The organism is Streptomyces sp. NPDC048111 (assembly GCF_043202815.1).
Classification (GTDB): Bacteria; Actinomycetota; Actinomycetes; order Streptomycetales; family Streptomycetaceae; genus Streptomyces.
The window spans coordinates 256,923-273,824 of the sequence record NZ_JBIDBD010000002.1 but is presented as its reverse complement, the minus strand read 5'-3'; the positions used below and the strand labels follow the sequence as shown (position 1 = coordinate 273,824).

17 protein-coding genes are annotated in these 16,902 nt (G+C 72.6%); 12 read left to right on the top strand and 5 right to left on the bottom strand.

Translation table 11 applies throughout. The annotated features are described in order from the left end of the window. Positions 1 to 161: 161 nt before the first annotated feature. Positions 162 to 1,313, top strand: coding sequence for a hypothetical protein (locus ACGF3I_RS05940; protein ID WP_393129363.1), 1,152 nt, complete (start codon positions 162 to 164; stop codon positions 1,311 to 1,313). A gap of 101 nt (positions 1,314 to 1,414) precedes the next feature. On the opposite strand, the gene ACGF3I_RS05935 is transcribed toward ACGF3I_RS05940, so the two are convergent. Next, a complete protein-coding gene (locus tag ACGF3I_RS05935) occupies positions 1,415 to 2,047 on the bottom strand; it encodes an SRPBCC family protein (protein WP_393129362.1) in 633 nt (210 codons plus the stop codon). A 208-nt stretch (positions 2,048 to 2,255) separates the two neighbouring features. Here ACGF3I_RS05935 and ACGF3I_RS05930 point away from each other — a divergent pair, with 208 nt between their 5' ends. Then, positions 2,256 to 2,906 (top strand): TetR/AcrR family transcriptional regulator, encoded by a 651-nt coding sequence (locus ACGF3I_RS05930; RefSeq protein ID WP_393129361.1) that lies wholly within the window; start codon positions 2,256 to 2,258, stop codon positions 2,904 to 2,906. Positions 2,907 to 3,027: 121 nt separating this feature from the next. On the opposite strand, the gene ACGF3I_RS05925 is transcribed toward ACGF3I_RS05930, so the two are convergent. Then, positions 3,028 to 3,951 (bottom strand): LysR family transcriptional regulator, encoded by a 924-nt coding sequence (locus ACGF3I_RS05925; RefSeq protein WP_393129360.1) that lies wholly within the window; start codon positions 3,949 to 3,951, stop codon positions 3,028 to 3,030. A 169-nt stretch (positions 3,952 to 4,120) separates the two neighbouring features. Between ACGF3I_RS05925 and ACGF3I_RS05920 the strand changes: the two genes are divergently transcribed. From ACGF3I_RS05920 to ACGF3I_RS05895, 6 genes are all read left to right on the top strand, one after another. After that, a complete protein-coding gene (locus ACGF3I_RS05920; protein WP_393129359.1) occupies positions 4,121 to 5,254 on the top strand; it encodes a diaminopropionate ammonia-lyase in 1,134 nt (377 codons plus the stop codon). Between the two features lie 652 nt (positions 5,255 to 5,906). After that, positions 5,907 to 6,980, top strand: coding sequence for an ABC transporter substrate-binding protein (locus ACGF3I_RS05915; protein ID WP_393129358.1), 1,074 nt, complete (start codon positions 5,907 to 5,909; stop codon positions 6,978 to 6,980). Positions 6,981 to 6,985: 5 nt separating this feature from the next. After that, positions 6,986 to 7,882 (top strand): ABC transporter permease, encoded by an 897-nt coding sequence (locus tag ACGF3I_RS05910; protein WP_393129357.1) that lies wholly within the window; start codon positions 6,986 to 6,988, stop codon positions 7,880 to 7,882. Beyond that, positions 7,858 to 8,673, top strand: coding sequence for an ABC transporter ATP-binding protein (locus tag ACGF3I_RS05905; RefSeq protein WP_393129356.1), 816 nt, complete (start codon positions 7,858 to 7,860; stop codon positions 8,671 to 8,673). Before ACGF3I_RS05910 ends, ACGF3I_RS05905 begins: the two co-directional genes overlap by 25 nt. Beyond that, on the top strand, positions 8,670 to 10,013 hold the full coding sequence (locus tag ACGF3I_RS05900) for an LLM class flavin-dependent oxidoreductase (protein ID WP_393129355.1): 1,344 nt from the start codon (positions 8,670 to 8,672) through the stop codon (positions 10,011 to 10,013). The genes ACGF3I_RS05905 and ACGF3I_RS05900 overlap by 4 nt, the downstream gene beginning before the upstream one ends. Before the next feature lie 62 nt (positions 10,014 to 10,075). Next, positions 10,076 to 10,618, top strand: coding sequence for an FABP family protein (locus ACGF3I_RS05895; protein WP_393129354.1), 543 nt, complete (start codon positions 10,076 to 10,078; stop codon positions 10,616 to 10,618). Between the two features lie 106 nt (positions 10,619 to 10,724). Here the strand turns inward: ACGF3I_RS05895 and ACGF3I_RS05890 are convergent, their stop codons facing one another. Further along, positions 10,725 to 11,273 carry a hypothetical protein gene (locus tag ACGF3I_RS05890; RefSeq protein ID WP_393129353.1) on the bottom strand — a complete coding sequence of 183 codons (549 nt, stop codon included), beginning with the start codon at positions 11,271 to 11,273 and terminating at the stop codon, positions 10,725 to 10,727. A gap of 354 nt (positions 11,274 to 11,627) precedes the next feature. On the opposite strand from ACGF3I_RS05890, the gene ACGF3I_RS05885 reads away from it, so the two are divergent. The 3 genes from ACGF3I_RS05885 (at position 11,628) to ACGF3I_RS05875 (ending at position 14,773) form a co-directional block, all read left to right on the top strand. Then, positions 11,628 to 12,326: a DNA primase gene (locus ACGF3I_RS05885; protein ID WP_393129352.1), complete on the top strand. Its 699-nt coding sequence runs from the start codon at positions 11,628 to 11,630 to the stop codon at positions 12,324 to 12,326. Beyond that, positions 12,319 to 13,617: an SRPBCC family protein gene (locus tag ACGF3I_RS05880; protein ID WP_393129351.1), complete on the top strand. Its 1,299-nt coding sequence runs from the start codon at positions 12,319 to 12,321 to the stop codon at positions 13,615 to 13,617. Before ACGF3I_RS05885 ends, ACGF3I_RS05880 begins: the two co-directional genes overlap by 8 nt. A 220-nt stretch (positions 13,618 to 13,837) precedes the next feature. After that, positions 13,838 to 14,773, top strand: coding sequence for a cation diffusion facilitator family transporter (locus ACGF3I_RS05875; RefSeq protein ID WP_393129350.1), 936 nt, complete (start codon positions 13,838 to 13,840; stop codon positions 14,771 to 14,773). Between the two features lie 131 nt (positions 14,774 to 14,904). Here ACGF3I_RS05875 and ACGF3I_RS05870 read toward each other — a convergent pair whose 3' ends face one another. Continuing rightward, positions 14,905 to 15,252 (bottom strand): PRC-barrel domain containing protein, encoded by a 348-nt coding sequence (locus ACGF3I_RS05870; protein WP_393129349.1) that lies wholly within the window; start codon positions 15,250 to 15,252, stop codon positions 14,905 to 14,907. A gap of 229 nt (positions 15,253 to 15,481) precedes the next feature. Here ACGF3I_RS05870 and ACGF3I_RS05865 point away from each other — a divergent pair, with 229 nt between their 5' ends. After that, positions 15,482 to 15,964: a flavin reductase family protein gene (locus ACGF3I_RS05865; protein WP_393129348.1), complete on the top strand. Its 483-nt coding sequence runs from the start codon at positions 15,482 to 15,484 to the stop codon at positions 15,962 to 15,964. Between the two features lie 60 nt (positions 15,965 to 16,024). Here the strand turns inward: ACGF3I_RS05865 and ACGF3I_RS05860 are convergent, their stop codons facing one another. Beyond that, positions 16,025 to 16,786, bottom strand: coding sequence for an SDR family oxidoreductase (locus tag ACGF3I_RS05860; protein ID WP_393129347.1), 762 nt, complete (start codon positions 16,784 to 16,786; stop codon positions 16,025 to 16,027). Positions 16,787 to 16,902: the final 116 nt, after the last annotated feature.

The window sequence follows — 16,902 nt, the reverse complement described above, 5'->3', positions numbered from 1 at the left end:
TCGCGCTCCCTCCGCCCCTCGGCGGCGACCGGTACATGTCGACTCGACCGGTATGTGCGGACGGGTTCCGGGGCGGGACACGGCGGCGGCCGTGGTGCCGCTTGCATCGCGAGGGCCACGGAGCATACTGGTCGGGCCCCGATCACTCACAGAACGACTCCATGGCCAAGAACAGCACCTCATCGACCACCGTCCCCGACACCGCGTGGCTGGGGCGCGGGCGCCATCTCGGGCCCGAACCCGAGCGGGACGTCCGGCGCAACCTGATCGCCCTCAAGGCGGCCGGGGTGCTGGACGACTTCCTGGACCTCGACCCCGTCGAGGCGGCCCGCTCCACCGTCCTGCACCCACGGGACGAGGCGGCCGACCCCGGCCCCACGGCCCGCCGCCTGTTCGAAGCCCGCTGGCGGGTGGCCGACGACATCACGGTGCGCGCCCAGCTCACCACGTACGAGCCCGAGAGCCGTCGCAAGGGGGACGAGGGCGTCGGCTGGATCCTGGCCGCGGAGGCGGAACACGCCTGGGACGTGCACTGGCCCTCGCCCGCCACCATGTTCTGGCCCGACAGCGACCAGATTCCCTGGGACCGCGACGCGGTGGCGAACCTGCGGCTGCGCACCCCCAACCACCTGCCCAAGGACGACGACGAGCTGCGTCATCTGCTGCGCGAATGCTCGCGGCAGAGCTGGTTCGTCCACGTCGTGGTGCACGAGGCGATGACGCCGGACGTGCGCGGACAGCGGCCGGTCTCGGAGTGGCTGCCCCCGAGCCTTCGCCACCGGGTCGTCGAGCACCGGGGCACACCGGAGCAGGCCCAGATCGCCGACTTCGCGATGAAGCGCGAGCTGAACGTGCGGATGCCGCGCGGAGGCGCCGTCGTGCTGCCCACGACACCGCCGGGCTCCTGGTACGACGCCGACCGCTACACGGTGCGCACCGTTTTCCTCGACGGCTCGGAGCCGGCCGAACTCCTCGACAGGATCCGGGAGTTCGCGGCCCTGCCGCAGCCGCTCCCGGCCGACGCCGAGCAGGCTCTGACCCGGCTGCGCAGGGGCTGGCACCTGCTGACCCCGCAGGAGGAGCTGGTCCACGCCCAGGCCATGGTCGCCCAGTACGCCGAGGCGCTCGACGCCATGACGACCTCGCGCGACCTGTACAAGGAAGCGGCCGAGGCGGCCCACGCCGCCCTCGCGGAGGCCTCCGGGGGGCCCGGAGCCGCGATCCTGCCGGGCCCGCGCCCGGTCAAGCCCGAGGCCTCGCCGCTGAGCTCCCTCACCAAGGCGTTCGGCCGGCTGCGCGGACCCAACAAGTAGGGCGCGGCACGACCCGCTCGGGGCCGCCCGGTGATGCCGGGGCCCCGGGGGGCCGAGCCCGCCGCGACCCCTCCTCCTGTCCGGCGCGTGTACGGCGCCGATCAGCGTGGACCGGCGCCGCCCCGGGCCTCGGCCGCCGTCTTCAGGTTGGTGAGCCAGCCTTCGAGGCCCTCGCGGAGTATGCCGGTGGCGGCGGGCACGTTCGCATCGACCTGGGGGCCGGTGTGGGTCTCCTCGGTGCGTACCAGGACGCCGTCCTTGACCTTGATGAAGTTCCACACGTGCACCCCGTCGATGTGCAGACCCTCGCCGTCCGCGGGACCGGTCCAGCGGATGCACGTGTGGTGCCGCACCTGCTGGACGGTCGAGGTGATCGACAGGCTGGTGGCCGGGGTGGAGGGGTTCGGCGGGATCGGGGTCGTCCACCGGAAGGCCGCCCCCGGGCGCAGGGGTCCGTGGTAGAGCCGCTCCACCGACGAGACGGGTGCCTGCCAGGACGGCCACCGCTGCACATCGGTCTGCAGCTTCCAGATGGTGCTCAGCGGGGCGTGGATCACTTTCTCGGTCCGGTAGCGCACGGCCGCGTCCGGATCGACGCCCCGGCCCCGGCAGGTCAGGGAGGCGGCGGACGGGGACGCGGCTCCGGCGGGCGCTGCGGCGCCACCGATGACGGCGAGCACGAGCGGGACGGCGAGCAGGGTGGCGTGGACGCCGGTGCGACGGGTGATGGACATGGTGAATCCCCTTGCCTGATGGGCGAGTTGAGGTGCGCGTGTCTGAGGGTCCTGAACGGCGAGGATCCAGGGAGGCGCTGTACCGCTATAGATCTTGCCGTTCGTTATAAGTTCTAACATTCTCTGTTCGGAGGCGTCAATCACTTCGGTGATACCTTCTAACCGAAGCGTGGGGCCGCCGTCGTGCGGGTGTGGAGAGGTGAAGGTCATGCCGGAGTCGGGTGCGGGGACACCGCGGGAGCGCTACCGGGCCCAGGTGCGCGAGGAGATCAAGCAGCACGCGTGGGAGCAGATCGCGACGGCGGGCGCCTCCGCGCTCTCGCTCAACGCGATCGCCAAGCAGATGGGACTCAGCGGCCCCGCGCTCTACCGCTACTTCGCCGGCCGGGACGACCTGATCACCGAACTCGTCCGGGACGCCTACCGCAGCCTGGCCGACGCGCTGCGACGGGCGACCGAGGCCTCGGGGCCCGATCTCGCGGCCCTCGCGCACGCCCTGCGGGAGTGGGCGCTCGCGGACCCCAACCGCTACTTCCTCGTCTACGGCACCCCCGTACCGGGCTACCACGCGCCCGACGACACCGTCCTCATCAGTGACGCGATCATGCGGATGATCCTGGACGCCGCCATGACCCTGCCCTCGCCCGGGGAGCCGGAGCCGTTCGCCGCGCACCTCGAAGAACGGCGCCAGTGGGCGCAGGGCCATCCCGCCCCGCCCGCGGTCCTGCACCGCGGCCTGCTGTTCTGGACCCGGCTGCACGGCGTGCTGTCCCTGGAGGCCGCGGGCCACTTCACGGGCATGGGCCTCGACCCGGCCCGCCTCTTCGAGGCCGAGCTGGACGACTTGCTGCGGCGCTAGGGCGTGTCTGACTCGTCCCGTCCGTGGCGCGGCCCGGGCGGACGACGCCGTGTGTCAGACGCGCCCTGTCCGAACCACCCCGCCCGCAAGCCGAGTTGGCCCGGTGGCGCAACCGCGCGGGTCATCGCGGTACGGGATCCGCCGCCCTGCGCAGGGCTTCCCGGCAGGCCTCCACGGCCGGATGCCGGCCGCGTCCGCTGCGTACGACGGTCAAGACGCGGCGGGTGTGCCGGCCATGCGGAAGCCGCCGCAGGGGGACGGTCGGGCGGCCCGCGCTCCAGACCAGATCGGGCAGGAAGGCCGCGGCGTGCCGCTGCTCCACGAGGCGCAGGTGGAGCAGGAGATCGGGCGTCTCGAACCGTACGTCCGGCTCGAATCCGGCGCTCCGGCACAGCGTCGTCGCCCAGTGCCGGGCCGCGCTGCCCTCCGGCTCCATGACCCACGCCTGACCGGCCAGCGAGCGCAGCGCGGCCAACGGGGCGGCGGGAACCGGAGGTTCGGTCCCGTCGAGGTGCGGGGGCAGGGCGAGGCGGAGCGGGTCGTCCAGCAGGACCTCGTGGTCGAGCCCGGCCGGGCGCGGGACGGGGTGGTCCGGGTACTCCTCCGCGAGGACCAGGTCGAAGTCGCGGGCCAGCAGCGCCGGCAAAGCGCTCTCGGGCTCCAACTGCGTGATGTGGACGCGGAGTCGGGGGTGGGCGTCGCGCAGCAGACCGAGGGCGGCCGGGACCAGGGCCAGGGCGGCCGTCTGGAAGCAGGCGATGCGCAGGGTGCCGCTGAGGCCGGTCAGCGATGTGGCGATGTCGGCCTCGGCGCGCTCCAGGCGTTCGAGCACCGCCTCGGTGTGGGCGACGAGGATCTCGGCCTGCTCGGTCAGCCGCACCCGGCGCCCGACCGGTTCGAGCAGGGGCACCCCCACCTCGTGCTCCAGTTGCGAGAGCTGCTGGGAGATGGAGGAGGGCGCGTAGGAGAGGGCCGCTGCGACGGCGGCGAGCGTGCCCCGGTGTTTGAGCTCGCGCAGCAGGCGCAGCCGGTGCAGATCGAACATCGTGGGCCCGTCCCCCCTTGACGCGACGTCGTGCCGTTGTGCCCGGGTGTTCCGCCCATCATGGATCGGCTTGCCCGGGTGTTCCGCCATCATGGGTCGGCCTGTTCGACGAGTACAGGTCGCAAACGTGCGCTGGACCGATCACTGGTACGGGCCCCACCCTGGTGACGTGCCCGAGACCACCTCGCCCCTCCGCGTCCTGCCCGAGACCTGGCTCGCCCGTCCGGGCGCCCGCACCTGGCGCTGTCGGCCGGCGCCTGCCGAGGTCCGGGCCTTCCATGCCGCCCTGCGCGGCCACGCACCCACCCCGCTCGTGGAAGTCGCCTCGCTCGCACGGGAGTTGGGGTTCGGCCGCGTTTTCGTCAAGGACGAGTCGTGCCGCCTGGGGCTGCCCGCGTTCAAGGCGCTCGGCGCCTCCTGGGCGGTGCACCGCGTCCTCGCCGAGCGGGCCGAGCGCGGCGCCGGACCGGGCCCCGTCACCCTGGTCACCGCGACCGACGGGAACCACGGGCGCGCGGTGGCCCGGGTGGCGCGCCTGCTCGGACAGCGCGCCCGGGTGTTCGTGCCGCGCGGAGTGCACCCGACGGCGGTGACGGCGATCGCCGGCGAAGGGGCGGAGGTCGTCGCGGTCGAGGGCCCCTACGACGAGGCCGTCCGCCGTGCGGCCGGGGCCGCGGCGGACGCCGACACCGTCCTGGTCCAGGACACGGCCTGGCCCGGCTACGAGCGGATCCCGGGATGGATCGTCGAGGGCTACTCCACCCTCTGTGCCGAGATCGACGAACAACTGGCGGAGCAGGGCGTTCCGGCGGGGCCGGATCTCGTCGCCGTACCGGTCGGCGTGGGGTCCCTGGCGCAGGCCGTGGTGACCCACTACCGCAGCCGGCCGGCCGGGAACGCGCCGGCGCTCGTCGCGGTGGAGCCGCGGGCCGCGGCCTGCGTCCTGGAGAGCCTCACACGGGGGGAGCTCGTCAGCGTCGCGACGGGGGACACCCGCATGGCCGGGCTGAACTGCGGAACGCCCTCCAGCATCGCCTGGCCCCACCTGCGCGCCGGACTGGACGCCGCCGTCGCCGTGTCCGACGCCGCGTCCGCGCGGGCGGCCGTGCACCTCGCGGAGCACGGAGTGGCGTCGGGCCCGTGCGGTGCGGCGGCGCTGGCCGGGCTGCGCGCCCTGCTCGGCGGGAAGGACGGCGACGGACGCCGCGCGGCGCTGGGGCTCGGCCCGTCCTCGGTGGCCGTGCTCCTCAGTACCGAGGGCGCGGGGGCCAACCCGTCACAACCGCAGGCGGCGTCCGCCTGACGGGGCGGGGCTGTCGCACGGGGCGCGGCCGTCTCCGCCTGACCGGTACGTGCTCGCCGAATTCCGGACGGGCCGAACGACTGTTGACACAGCCGAATCACTTCTGAAACCTGCGGCGTTGACACGGGTCGTACGCGGCCACGAGAATTCCCGGCATGAACAGCGCGCAGGGATATTCCCCGATGGCCGGTTCGCGGCAGGTCCGCCACCCGGTGCTCGCAGTCGCGCCCTCCACGGTCCGGCGGATTCCGCTGACCAGGTGCCGATTCATCGATCTGATGCGGATCGGTCGCACTCTCTGTTGCTGACGTGCGCAGTTGTGCGCGCAGCCGTCCCGTCGACGCACTGACGGCCTGACGGCCTGACGTGCCCGGCGCGCGGAGGCGCCCCCGACATGCCGGGGCGCGCTCCGCCCCGTGCCCCGACCCGACCCGCCCCGGCCCGCTCCGCTCCGCGAGGGGTCCGTTCTGCGGACATGCGCGCATTTCCTGTCCCGCGCAATTCCCCCAAGTTCTCGGCGTGCCCCAATAAGGCCCTGATCTCGCCGCGCCCATTCCTTCCCACTGTGCGGAGCGCATTGCGTGCCGCGCGCCGGCCGCCCTTTCGCGTGCGCTCCTTTTTCCTGAACATCCTGAATTCACGGAGTCCTGACATGCCACCAGTGCCACCAGCCGTCCCCGGAGTCGACCGGCGGCTGTTCCTGTCCTCCCTGCTGGGCGTCGCTGCCGCCGCCGCGCTCAGCGGCTGCGCGGGCGTCGGTGCGGCCGACACCGTGGCCAAGGGGGCCGCGACCGCCCCCCTGGCCACCACCGTGCCCGCCGGTACCCGCTTGAAGATCGCCTCGTACCAGGGTGTGCAGCAGCTCCAGTTCAAGCTGGCCGGCCTGGACGATCTGCCCTTCACCGTGTCGGACTGGGTCAACACCGGGGCCGGGCCCGACGTCATCAACGCGTTCCGCGCCAAGTCGCTCGACGTCGGCAACAACGCGGGGATCCCGCCGATCCAGGCGCGCTTCCAGGGCTACGACGCGAAGATCGTCGCGATCGACCTCACCCGCAGGCCCACCTATGTCTTCGCCACCAAGCCGGGCAGCGGCATCCGGGACGTCTTGGGGTTCCGTGGCAAGAAGCTCGCCTTCTCGCAGGGGCAGGCGCAGGGCGTCGTCCTGCTGCGCGCCCTGAAGAAGGCGGGGCTCTCGCACGACGACGTGCACCTCGTGCCGCTGACCAGCAACCAGTTCTTCACCGCGCTCCAGGCGGGCCAGGTCGACATCGCCCCGCTCGCCAACAGCCAGGCGCCGGCCTACCTCAAGCAGTACGGGCCCAGGGGGGCCCACACCATCGCCACCGACGTGGTGGACCTGCTCAATGTGCTGTGGGCCCCCGCCTCCGTACTCGCCGACCCGGCGAAGGCCGCCGCGGTCGCCGCGTACGTCCCGCGCTGGGCCAAGGGGCAGGTCTGGGCGTACGAGCACCCGGACGCGTGGAACCAGGAGTTCTACGTCAAGACCCAGAACCTCAGCCTCGACCAGGCCCGCTCGATCACGGCGCTCGCCAACAAGCCGCTGTTCCCCGCCAGTTGGGACGAGGCGGTGAAGTGGGAGCAGGAGACCGCGGACCTGTTGGCCGAGGGGGGCTTCGTGAAGCGGTTCCCGGTCGACGGGCTCTTCGACCGACGTTTCGAGGGCCTCGCGGCGAAAGCCGTGCCCGCCGAGTACCAGAGGTGACGGCCATGACGACCACCGCGACGACCACCGCGACGTCCACCGCGACGTCCACCGCGACGACCCCGCAGACGCCCCCTTTCGCGTCCGCTCCCGTTCCACCGGCGGCACCCCCGCGCAAGGCCCGCCGCCGTGCTCTGGCGCCCGGCAGGCGGCTGCCGGCCTCGCGGCTGATCGGCCCGGCCCTCGTCCTGGCCCTGTGGGCCGCCGCGTCCGCCGCCGGGCAGCTGGACCCCGCCGCGATCCCGGCCCCCTGGACGGTCCTGCGGACCGCGGGGGAGCTGTGGACCGGCGGCACCCTCTCCACCGATGTGCTCACCTCCCTCGAACGCGCCGCATACGGCTTCGCGCTCGGTCTGACCGCCGGGGTGGTGCTGGCCCTGGTGGCCGGGCTCAGCCGGATCGGTGAAGCGCTGATCGACGGAACGGTCCAGCTCAACCGGGCCATCCCCACGCTCGGTCTGATCCCGCTGTTCATCCTCTGGCTCGGCATCGGCGAAACGTTCAAGATCGCGATCATCGCCATCGTCGTCTACATCCCGATCTATCTGAACCTGCACGCGGCCCTCGCCGGCATCGACGCGCGCTTCGTCGAACTCGCCGAAGTCCAGGGCCTGTCCAGGGCCCGCTTCATCCGGCAGATCGTCGTCCCCGGTGCCCTGCCCGGCTTCTTCGTGGGGCTGCGGCTCGGTGTGACCGGCTCCTGGCTCTCGCTGGTGGTCCTGGAGCAGATCAACGCCACCAGCGGCCTCGGCTATCTGATGTTCCGGGCCCAGAACTACGGGCGCACCGACATCATCCTGGTCGGCCTGTTGATCTACGGCGTCTTCGGCCTCGTCTCGGACACCGCGGTCCGCCTCATCGAACGGAGGGCGCTGTCATGGCGACGCACACTGAGCAACTGACCCCCCAGCAACAGACCGCGGTCCGCGCGCCCGCGGTGCGGATCGCCGGACTCGCCCGGTCCTTCGAGGGCCGCACCGTCCTGGACGGCATCGACCTCGACATCCCCGCGGGACAGTTCACGGCACTGCTCGGCCACAGCGGATCCGGCAAGAGCACCCTGCTGCGCGCCATCGCCGGGCTCGACCACCAGGTCACCGGCAGCGGCCGACTGGACGCCCCCGAGCGGGTGTCCGTGGTCTTCCAGGACTCGCGCCTGCTGCCCTGGCGCCGGGTGCTGGACAACGTGACCCTGGGCACGGACGGCAAGGAGGCCGCCGAGCGCGGTCGTGCCGCACTCGCCGAAGTGGGCCTCGCGGGGCGCGAGCGGGCCTGGCCCAACGAACTGTCCGGCGGCGAGGCCCAGCGCGCCGCGCTCGCCCGCTCCCTGGTGCGCAGGCCCGAACTGCTCCTGGCCGACGAGCCGTTCGGCGCCCTGGACGCGCTCACCCGCATCCGCATGCATGCGCTCCTGCGCGAACTGTGGGAGCACCACCAGCCCTCCGTCCTGCTCGTCACCCACGACGTGGACGAGGCGATCGTGCTGGCCGACCGCGTCCTCGTACTCGACCGGGGCCGCATCGGGCTCGACCTCACCATCGAGCGCCCTCACCCGCGCTCGTACCGCGACCCGCTCCTCGGCGAGTACCGCGAACGCCTGCTGGCGGCCCTCGGCGTGACCGCCCACGAGGACCGCGCCCAGAACCCCACCCACGCCCCCGCGACCGCATCCCACCAGGAGGACCCCCAGTGACCCGGCGCCAACTCCACCTCAACGCCTTCCTGATGAGCACTGGGCACCACGAGGCCTCCTGGCGGCTGCCCGAGAGCGACCCGTACGCGAGTGTCGACCTCGCCCACTACCGCGACCTCGCCCGCATCGCCGAACGCGGCACCTTCGACTCGCTCTTCCTCGCCGACGGACCGGTCCTCTTCAACCACGTCGGCCAGCGCCCCTCGGGCGTCCTCGAACCGCTCACCCTGCTCACGGCGCTCGCCGTGGCGACCGAGCACATCGGCCTGATCGCCACCGCCTCCACGTCGTACAACTCGCCCTACAACCTGGCCCGCCGGTTCGCCTCCCTCGACCACATCAGCGGTGGCCGGGCGGGCTGGAACATCGTCACCACGGCGGGCGCCGACGCGGCCCGCAACTTCGGGCTCGACGACGAACCCGCGCACGCCACCCGGTACGAGCGCGCTGCCGAGTTCCTGGACGTGGCGCGCAAGCTCTGGGACAGCTGGGAGGACGACGTCGTCGTCGCCGACAAGGCGGTCGGCGTCTGGGGCGACGAGCGCAAGATCCATCCGCCGCGCCACCGGGGGACCCACTTCAGCGTCGAGGGCGCCCTCAACGTGCCGCGCGGACCGCAGGGTTACCCGCTGCTGGTGCAGGCCGGGTCCTCACAGGACGGCCGGCACTTCGCCGCCCGCCACGCGGAGGCCGTGTTCACCGCCCAGCAGACGCTCGGCGACGCGCAGCGCTTCTACGCCGACCTCAAGGCGCGCGCCGCGGCCGAGGGGCGCGATCCCGACCACCTCAAGATCCTGCCGGGGATCGTGCCCCTCATCGGCGCCACCGAGGCCGAGGCGCGCGCCCACGAGCGGGTCCTCGACGAGCACATCGTGCCCGAACACGGCCTCCAGCACCTGGAGCGGCTGCTCCGCCTGGAGCCCGGCACGCTGCGCCTCGATGCCCAACTGCCCGCGGACCTCCCCCCGGAGAGCGCCATCGAAGGAGCCAAGAGCCGTTACACGCTCATCGTCGAACTCGCCCGCCGCGAGCGCCTGACCGTACGCGAGCTCATCGGCCGGCTCGGCGGCGGGCGCGGCCACCTGACCTTCGCCGGCACTCCCGAGCAGGTGGCCGACGCCATCGAGAAGTGGTTCGGTCTCGGCGCCGCCGACGGCTTCAACATCATGCCCGCCCTGTTGCCCTCAGGGCTCGCCCTCTTCGTCGACCACGTCGTGCCGATCCTGCGCGCCAGGGGGCTGTACCGCACCGAGTACGGGCCACGCGGCACATTGCGCGACCGCTACGGCCTGCCGCGCCCCGTCAACCCGTACACCGTCCCGTCCCTCACCCACGCCTGAGCCCGCGGGCCGACACCCTAGGCTGCCCCTGGTTACCGACCCCGACCCCAGGAGCGCGCACCGTGTTCGACCCCGCATCCGAGAACCCCTATCCCGACGCCGGCACGCCGGACGGCAAGCCCGCTCCGCACGCGCTGCTCGGGCCCGTGCTCGGCCTCCTCGGCACCTGGCACGGCCGGGGCGAGGGTGAATACCCCACGCTCGACGCGGATTTCGCGTACGCCCAGGAGGTCACCTTCAGTCATGACGGCCGCCCCTTCCTGCGCTACGAGGCCCGCGCCTGGCTCGTGGACGCCGACGGCGCCCCGCTGCGTCCTTCGGCGCGGGAGAGCGGCTGGTGGCGGCTCCAGGCCGACGGGCGCATCGAGGCGCTCATCACCCAGCCCACCGGGATCGCCGAGATCGCGGTGGGCAGCGCGAGCGGCACGACGGTCGACCTCGCGACCCACGAGGTGGCCATCACGCCGACGGCCAAGCAGGTCGACGCCACGCGACGGCGCTACGAACTGGCCGACCAGGACACGCTGACGTTCACGCACGACCTCGCCGCGGTGGGCCGCCCGCTCCAGCACCACTTGTCGGCCCGGCTGCGCCGCCGCGCCTGAACAGGGGCCCACGGCGCCCGAAGGGGGGGCCACGGGGACGTCGGCAGGGGCGGCCGTCCTGCCCTTTACGGGGGCGGACGAGCCCCCGCAGGCCGTGGCGCCCCGGTCACCCGATGCCGAGCCAGCCCTCCAGGGCGGCCTCGCGCTCGCGGGCCCGGAGGACTTCCGCGGGGCGCACCTCACGCCACCAGCGCGTCAGGACGCCGGGGGAGAGCTCGCCCCGCACGAAGCGGGCGAGCAGGCCGAGCGAGAGGTCGACCTCGCGCTGACTGTGCGCGACGGCCGCGCCGGAGAACACCGGCGTCTCGGTGCTCTCCCCGTCCTTCGTGGTGAGCGTCACCGTCATCTCGGCCGGCCCGCCGGGTATCCAGGCGTCCACGGCGGCGGCCGCCACGGACAGGGCGTGCGTCGCCCACCGCGTGACGGCCGAGCGGACCGGGGCGTCGGACACCCGCAGGTCGAGCAGGTCGGACCAGAGCCACTCCCGGGGCGCGTCCCCGCTGATCCGCACGCCCGCCGGCGTGAGGAACACCCCCGCTTGCCGAGGGCCGGGCGGTGTCCCGAGACACACCTCTTCCCCGTTGATCCACAGCAGCCCGACCACGCTGCCGACCTTGCGGCCCGCTGCGGGTGACGGTGACGGTGACGGTTGCACCCTTGCTCCTCCTCGCTCTCACGACGCTTCGGCCGCCGGCCCGTGGCCCGCGGGTGCGGGGCGCCGGCGCCCGCCGCGTCGGCGGAAACGCGTCCGCCGCAGGTAAAACGCGTACCGCCCCGGTGTCGTTCCCTGCGCGCCGCCGTCGGCCCGCGGCGGTTCCTGGGCTCTCAACCCGCCTATGGCGACGGGGTGTTGCGTGAGCCCCCGGTGCATCGGCTGCGGCAGCGCCCCGCCGCGCGCCACTCCGGGGGGTTTGGCTCTGGCCATGGTGGCTACCCGGTGTGATGAGGCCTCGACGGGCTCCCCTCGCGAGACGGACGACGAGACGGACGAGAAGAGGACAGGTCTGTGATGAACAATCGGCTGGGTTTGGGGCTCGCGGTAGGTGCGGGCTATCTGCTCGGACGCACCAAGAAGGCGAAGCTGGCGTTCGGCATCGGAACACTGGTCATGGGCAAGCGCCTGCAACTGAGCCCACGGGCGATCGCGGACTTCGCGGCGGCACAGCTGTCGGAGAACCCGCAGTTCAAGGAGATAGGCGACCAGCTCAGGGAGGATCTGCGCGGAGTGGGCAAGGCCGCCACCGGCGCCCTGCTCAACCGGCAGATCGAGGGCATCGCCGACCGGCTGCACGACCGCACGCTGAATGTCCAGGACCGCATGTCGGGCGTGGCTCCCGAGGCCACCGGCAAGGTGCTCGGCAAGGACGATCCGGACGAGGCGGACGACGTGGAGGAGGACGAGGACGACGACCGCTCGGCGAAGTCGTCCGCGAAGTCCTCGTCCCGGTCCTCTTCCCGATCCTCCTCCCGGTCCTCGGGCTCGTCCTCGCGGTCGTCCTCGGGACGTGGCTCCGGCCACGGCGCGTCGGACGACGACGAGGAGTCCGCCAAGCCGCGTTCGACCGGGCGCACGGGCGCCAAGTCGGCCGCCTCGAAGGCCACTTCGGCCAAGAAGACGGCCAAGTCCGCTCCGCGCGGCGCCAAGAGGGCGCCCGCGAAGAAGACGGCGAGCCGGCGTGGCGGCCAGGGGGGCGGCGACCGTGGCTGAGTCCAAGAACCCGCTCACCCAGAGTCCCGCCGCCGACCGCCTGAAGTCGGAGCTCCAGGGCTATCTGCTCGCCCAGGGCGAGCGACTGCTCACCGGGATGGGCCACAAGCTCGGCGAGACCACGAACAAGCTGAACGACATCGCGGAGGGCAACAGCCCCGGCTTCGCCAAGCTGGCGCTCGAAGGCGGACGCAAGGTGGCCGAGGGCAAGGGCCCGGTCCGCGCCGCGGTGGAGATGGGCGCCTCGCATCTGAAGGACAGCGCCAAGGACATGTTCAAGGGACTCGGCGGCAAGCGGAAGAAGGGCGGTGCGGGCCGCAAGCCCACCGTCATCATGGAATCGGTGGACGTCGGCGTCCCGGTCCGCGAGGCCTACGACCAGTGGACCCAGTTCCAGTCGTTCTCCACCTTCGCCAAGGGCGTGAAGAGCGCGACCGTCGCCGACGACACCACCTCCGACTGGAAGGTCAAGGTCTTCTGGTCCAGCCGCAGTTGGAAGGCCCACACCACCGAGCAGGTGCCGGACGCCCGCATCGCGTGGACCTCCGAGGGCGCCAAGGGCACCGTCAAGGGCGTCGTCACCTTCCACCCGCTGGGCGAGAACATCACCCGCGTCCTGCTCGTCATGGAGTACTACCCCAAGGGACTCTTCGAGAAGACCGGCAACATCTGGCGCGCCCAGGGCCGCCGCGCACGCCTCGACCTCAAGAACTTCGCGCGCCACATCGCCCTGCGCGGCGAGGCCGAGGGAGGCTGGCGCGGTGAGATCCGGGACGGCGAGGTCGTCGTCAGCCACGAGGACGCGGTCGCCGAGGAGGAGCAGGAGGAGCAGGAGGAGTCGGGGGAGTCCGGCGAGCGGGGCCCCGACGACGAGGCGGTGGCGCAGGAGGACGAGGACCAGGACGACGCCGCGCTTCGCGACGAGGACGACGAGTACGAGGACGAGGACGGCGAAGCCGAAGAGGACGAGTACGACGACCGGGACCAGGACGGGGCACCCGAGCAGGAGGTCGAGCAGGACGAGGAGCCCGAGGCCGAGCCCGACGAGGATTACGAGGGCGACTACGAGGACGAGGCGGAGCCGGAGGAGGAGTACGAGGACGAGCCGGCCCGGGGCGACCGCGAGGACCTCGAAGAGGAGCCGGCCGAGGACGAGCCCGAGGACCTTGAGGACGAGCCGGTCCGGGACGACCGCGAGGACCTTGAGGACGAGCCCGACGAGGACCCGGAGGAGGCCTCGTCCGCGCGCAAGCGCCGCGCCTACGCGGGCTCCCGCGACGGCCGCCGCTGAGGCGACCGGGACCGGGGCGCGCGAACGGCGGGCGGGAGGGGCGGTGTCCCTCCCGCCCGCGCGGGGCACGTACCGCACGGGCTGTGCGAGGTGTGCCCGGTGGAACCCGCGAGGTCCGGGCAGACATCGCGGGGTCACACGAGGGCGCGCGCGAACGAGAACTGCGAGAACGAGAACTGACGGATGATCACATACCGCGCCGCGACGGGGACATGGTGAAGTGACCGCAGACAAGAACGACCGCAAGACCCGGCTGACCGTCCTGGTGGCGCTCGGGGCCAACCTCCTGATCGCCGCCGCCAAAGCGGTGGCCGGAGTCGTCGCCGGGTCGCCGGCCCTGCTCTCCGAGGCCGCGCACTCCGTGGCCGACAGCATGAACGAGGTCTTCCTCCTCGCGGCCCTGCGCCGCAGCAGGCGCCCGGCCGACAGCCGGCACCCCTTCGGCTACGGCAAGGAGCGCTACTTCTGGTCCCTGCTCGCCGCCGTCGGCATCTTCGTGATGGGCGGCTGCTTCTCCTTCCTCCAGGGCATCGAGGCGCTGCGTTCGCACGAACAGGAGTCGACCGGCGGATACATCGTCGGCCTCTCGGTGCTCGGCGTGGCCCTGGCGGCCGAGGGCGGCTCGCTGCTGCGCGCCCTCTACCAGGTGCGCCGCCAGCCGGGCGGCATCGGCCACGACCCGGCGCTGCGCACCGTCATCGCCGAGGACGGCACGGCGGTGCTCGGCGTGCTGCTCGCCGCCGGAGGCATGGCCCTGCACATGGTGACCGGGAACGTCGTCTGGGAGGCCTCGGCCTCGCTCGCCATCGGCCTCCTCCTGGTGTACGTGGCCTACCGGCTGGGCAAGGAGGCCCGCGAGCAGCTCATCGGCGAGGCCGTGGACCCGGAGCTGCGCGACGGCATCAGGGGGCTGCTCGACGAGCAGCCCGAGATCGACAACGTGGCCTCCCTCCTGACGATGCGGCTCGGCATGGACTCCACGCTCATCGCGGCCAGGATCGACCTGCGGCCCGGTCTGGACAGCGAGGACGTCGAGCTGGTCTCCGAACGGATCAAGGGGGCCATCGCGAAGGCGTGGCCGGAGGCGGACCAGGTCTTCCTCGACATCACGGACGCCCCGCCCCACACCGCCGCCGAACACCGCTCGCACGCCTGAGACCGGTCCCGGGTACCAGTGGCCCGGGCACGCGTCCGACCGGTGGCGCGCCCCCGGCTCCGGCTCGGCGAAGGCCCAACAGGACGATGCCCGGCCGCAGTTGGCGGCCGGGCATCGGGTGGGGAGGGGGCTCACATGTGCGGGCCCCCGTAGTACCCGCCGATCTGCTCGTGATAGGTCGGGTCCCCGAGGTGCTTCTCCTTGTCGAACTCGGGGGAGTTCTTGATCTGCTCCTTGGAGCAGGCGACGTGGATCGTCTTCTCGACGGGGTCGATGCGCGTGAGGACTCCGGCGGGCAGCAGCACGCTCTTGCCGAAGATCCACGGTCCGGTGTCGACGACGATGTACGAGGCGCTGACCTCCTCGGAGTGCTTGTCGACCTTGCCGATGCTGCCGTCGGTCGCCTCGACCTTGAAGCCGGTCAGGTCGGTGCCCGGCTGGTACGCGGCGGCCTCCTGGTAGGCCCAGATGTTCTCCATGGTGCGGTTCCCTTCGGGGGACGGCGAGTGCGGAGTGCGGACGGCGAGCGCCGTGGCTGCACGGCACCGCGCCCGCGCAGCTGCCGGGTGCCCCGGTGCCCGGGCCCTACACCCGCCGGGCCCGGCGAGGGGATTCTTCCGGCCGAAGGGCGGTGCGGGGGCCCGCCCGGGGGTACTCCTGTGATCGGCCGATGGCGGGCGTGGACCGTGGGACGAAAGGTGGAGCGGCGTGACCGGCATCGATGGGTTCCTCGACCGTCTCGACTACCCCCTGTACGTCGTGACGGCGGCGGCGGGCGGGGAGCGGGCGGGGTGCCTGGTGGGGTTCGCCTCGCAGTGCTCGATCGAACCGGTGCGCTTCATGGTGTGGCTGTCCACCGCCAACAGGACGTACCGCGTGGCCTGTTCGGCCGAATTCCTCGCCGTACACCTGCTGGACCGGAGCCGGCACGACCTGGCCGAGCACTTCGGCGGACTGACGGGTGACGAGGTGGACAAGTTCGCCGGCGTCGCCTGGCACCTGGGGCCCGAGGGCACGGTGCTCCTGGACGGGGCGCCGGCCTGGCTCGTGGGGCGGGTGGAACAGCGCCTGGAGGGCGGCGACCACGTGGGCTTCCTGCTCAGTCCGGCCGGGGCGGGGGCCGGGGCGGCGCTGCGGCGGCCGTTCCGGCTGAGCGACGGCCGGGACATCGACGCCGGCCATCCGGCCTGAGACGTGTGAGGCCGCACGGCCGTGGGGCCGGGGCGGCGCAGCTCACCGTAGCCGGGCGGCTCAGGTCTGGGCGGTGGGGCGGACGACGATCTCGTTGACGTCCACGTCGTCCGGCTGCTCGATCGCGAACGCGATGGCTCGGGCGATGGCCGCCGGTTCGATCGCGAACGTGTCGCGCGCGGCCTGGTACTGGGCCCGCACCTCGGGGTTCGAGGTCTGGTCGACGAAATCCGTCCTGACGAAACCCGGACTGATGAGCGTGACACGCAGCGCCTCACCGGCCTCCTGGCGCAGCCCCTCGGAGAGCGCGTGCACGGCTGCCTTGGTCGCCGAGTAGACGCCCTGCTGGGGCATCGTGCGACGCGCGGCGGTGGACGACACGTTCACGAAGTGCCCGAAGCCCTGGCGGCGGAAGACCGGCAGCGCGGCGGCGATCCCGTACAGGACGCCCTTGATGTTGACGTCGACCATGGCCTCCCATTCCGCCACGCGCAGATCGTCCAGTGGGGACACGGCGCCGAGCCCCGCGTTGCTGATGAGCGCGTCGAGCCTGCCGTAGCGGCCGGTGGCGAGTTCGACGAGCGCCCCGAGGTCCTCGCGGCGCGTGACGTCCACGGGCAGGTGGGCGGCCGTCGCACCGGAGGCGGTGATGCGCTCGGCCACCGCCGCGAGCCGCTCGGAGCCGCGGGCGCCGAGCACGACGGTGGCGCCCCGCTCGGCCAGCAGCCGCGCGGTCGCGGCGCCGATTCCGGCACTCGCGCCGGTGATGGCGACGACCTTGCCGTGGAGCGGGCGGGCGGTGGTGATCTGGGTGCCTGACACGGATACCTCGTTCGTGGGGAGTGGGTGCGTCGCGGGCAGCGCCGTAGGAGCCCTAGAGTGAAAGCGGAGGCGCCGCCGGTTCTCAGCATAAGCGGAGGGGCCTCCATTTAGCGAAG

Bases quoted from the DNA above. Each gene is read 5' to 3' on its own strand.
- ACGF3I_RS05930 (WP_393129361.1), top strand. From the start codon at position 2,256: ATGCCGGAGTCGGGTGCGGGGACACCGCGGGAGCGCTACCGGGCCCAG.
- ACGF3I_RS05940 (WP_393129363.1), top strand. From the start codon at position 162: ATGGCCAAGAACAGCACCTCATCGACCACCGTCCCCGACACCGCGTGG.
- ACGF3I_RS05935 (WP_393129362.1), bottom strand. From the start codon at position 2,047: ATGTCCATCACCCGTCGCACCGGCGTCCACGCCACCCTGCTCGCCGTC.
- ACGF3I_RS05915 (WP_393129358.1), top strand. From the start codon at position 5,907: ATGCCACCAGTGCCACCAGCCGTCCCCGGAGTCGACCGGCGGCTGTTC.
- ACGF3I_RS05910 (WP_393129357.1), top strand. From the start codon at position 6,986: ATGACGACCACCGCGACGACCACCGCGACGTCCACCGCGACGTCCACC.
- ACGF3I_RS05870 (WP_393129349.1), bottom strand. From the start codon at position 15,252: ATGGAGAACATCTGGGCCTACCAGGAGGCCGCCGCGTACCAGCCGGGC.
- ACGF3I_RS05885 (WP_393129352.1), top strand. From the start codon at position 11,628: ATGAACAATCGGCTGGGTTTGGGGCTCGCGGTAGGTGCGGGCTATCTG.
- ACGF3I_RS05905 (WP_393129356.1), top strand. From the start codon at position 7,858: ATGGCGACGCACACTGAGCAACTGACCCCCCAGCAACAGACCGCGGTC.
- ACGF3I_RS05925 (WP_393129360.1), bottom strand. From the start codon at position 3,951: ATGTTCGATCTGCACCGGCTGCGCCTGCTGCGCGAGCTCAAACACCGG.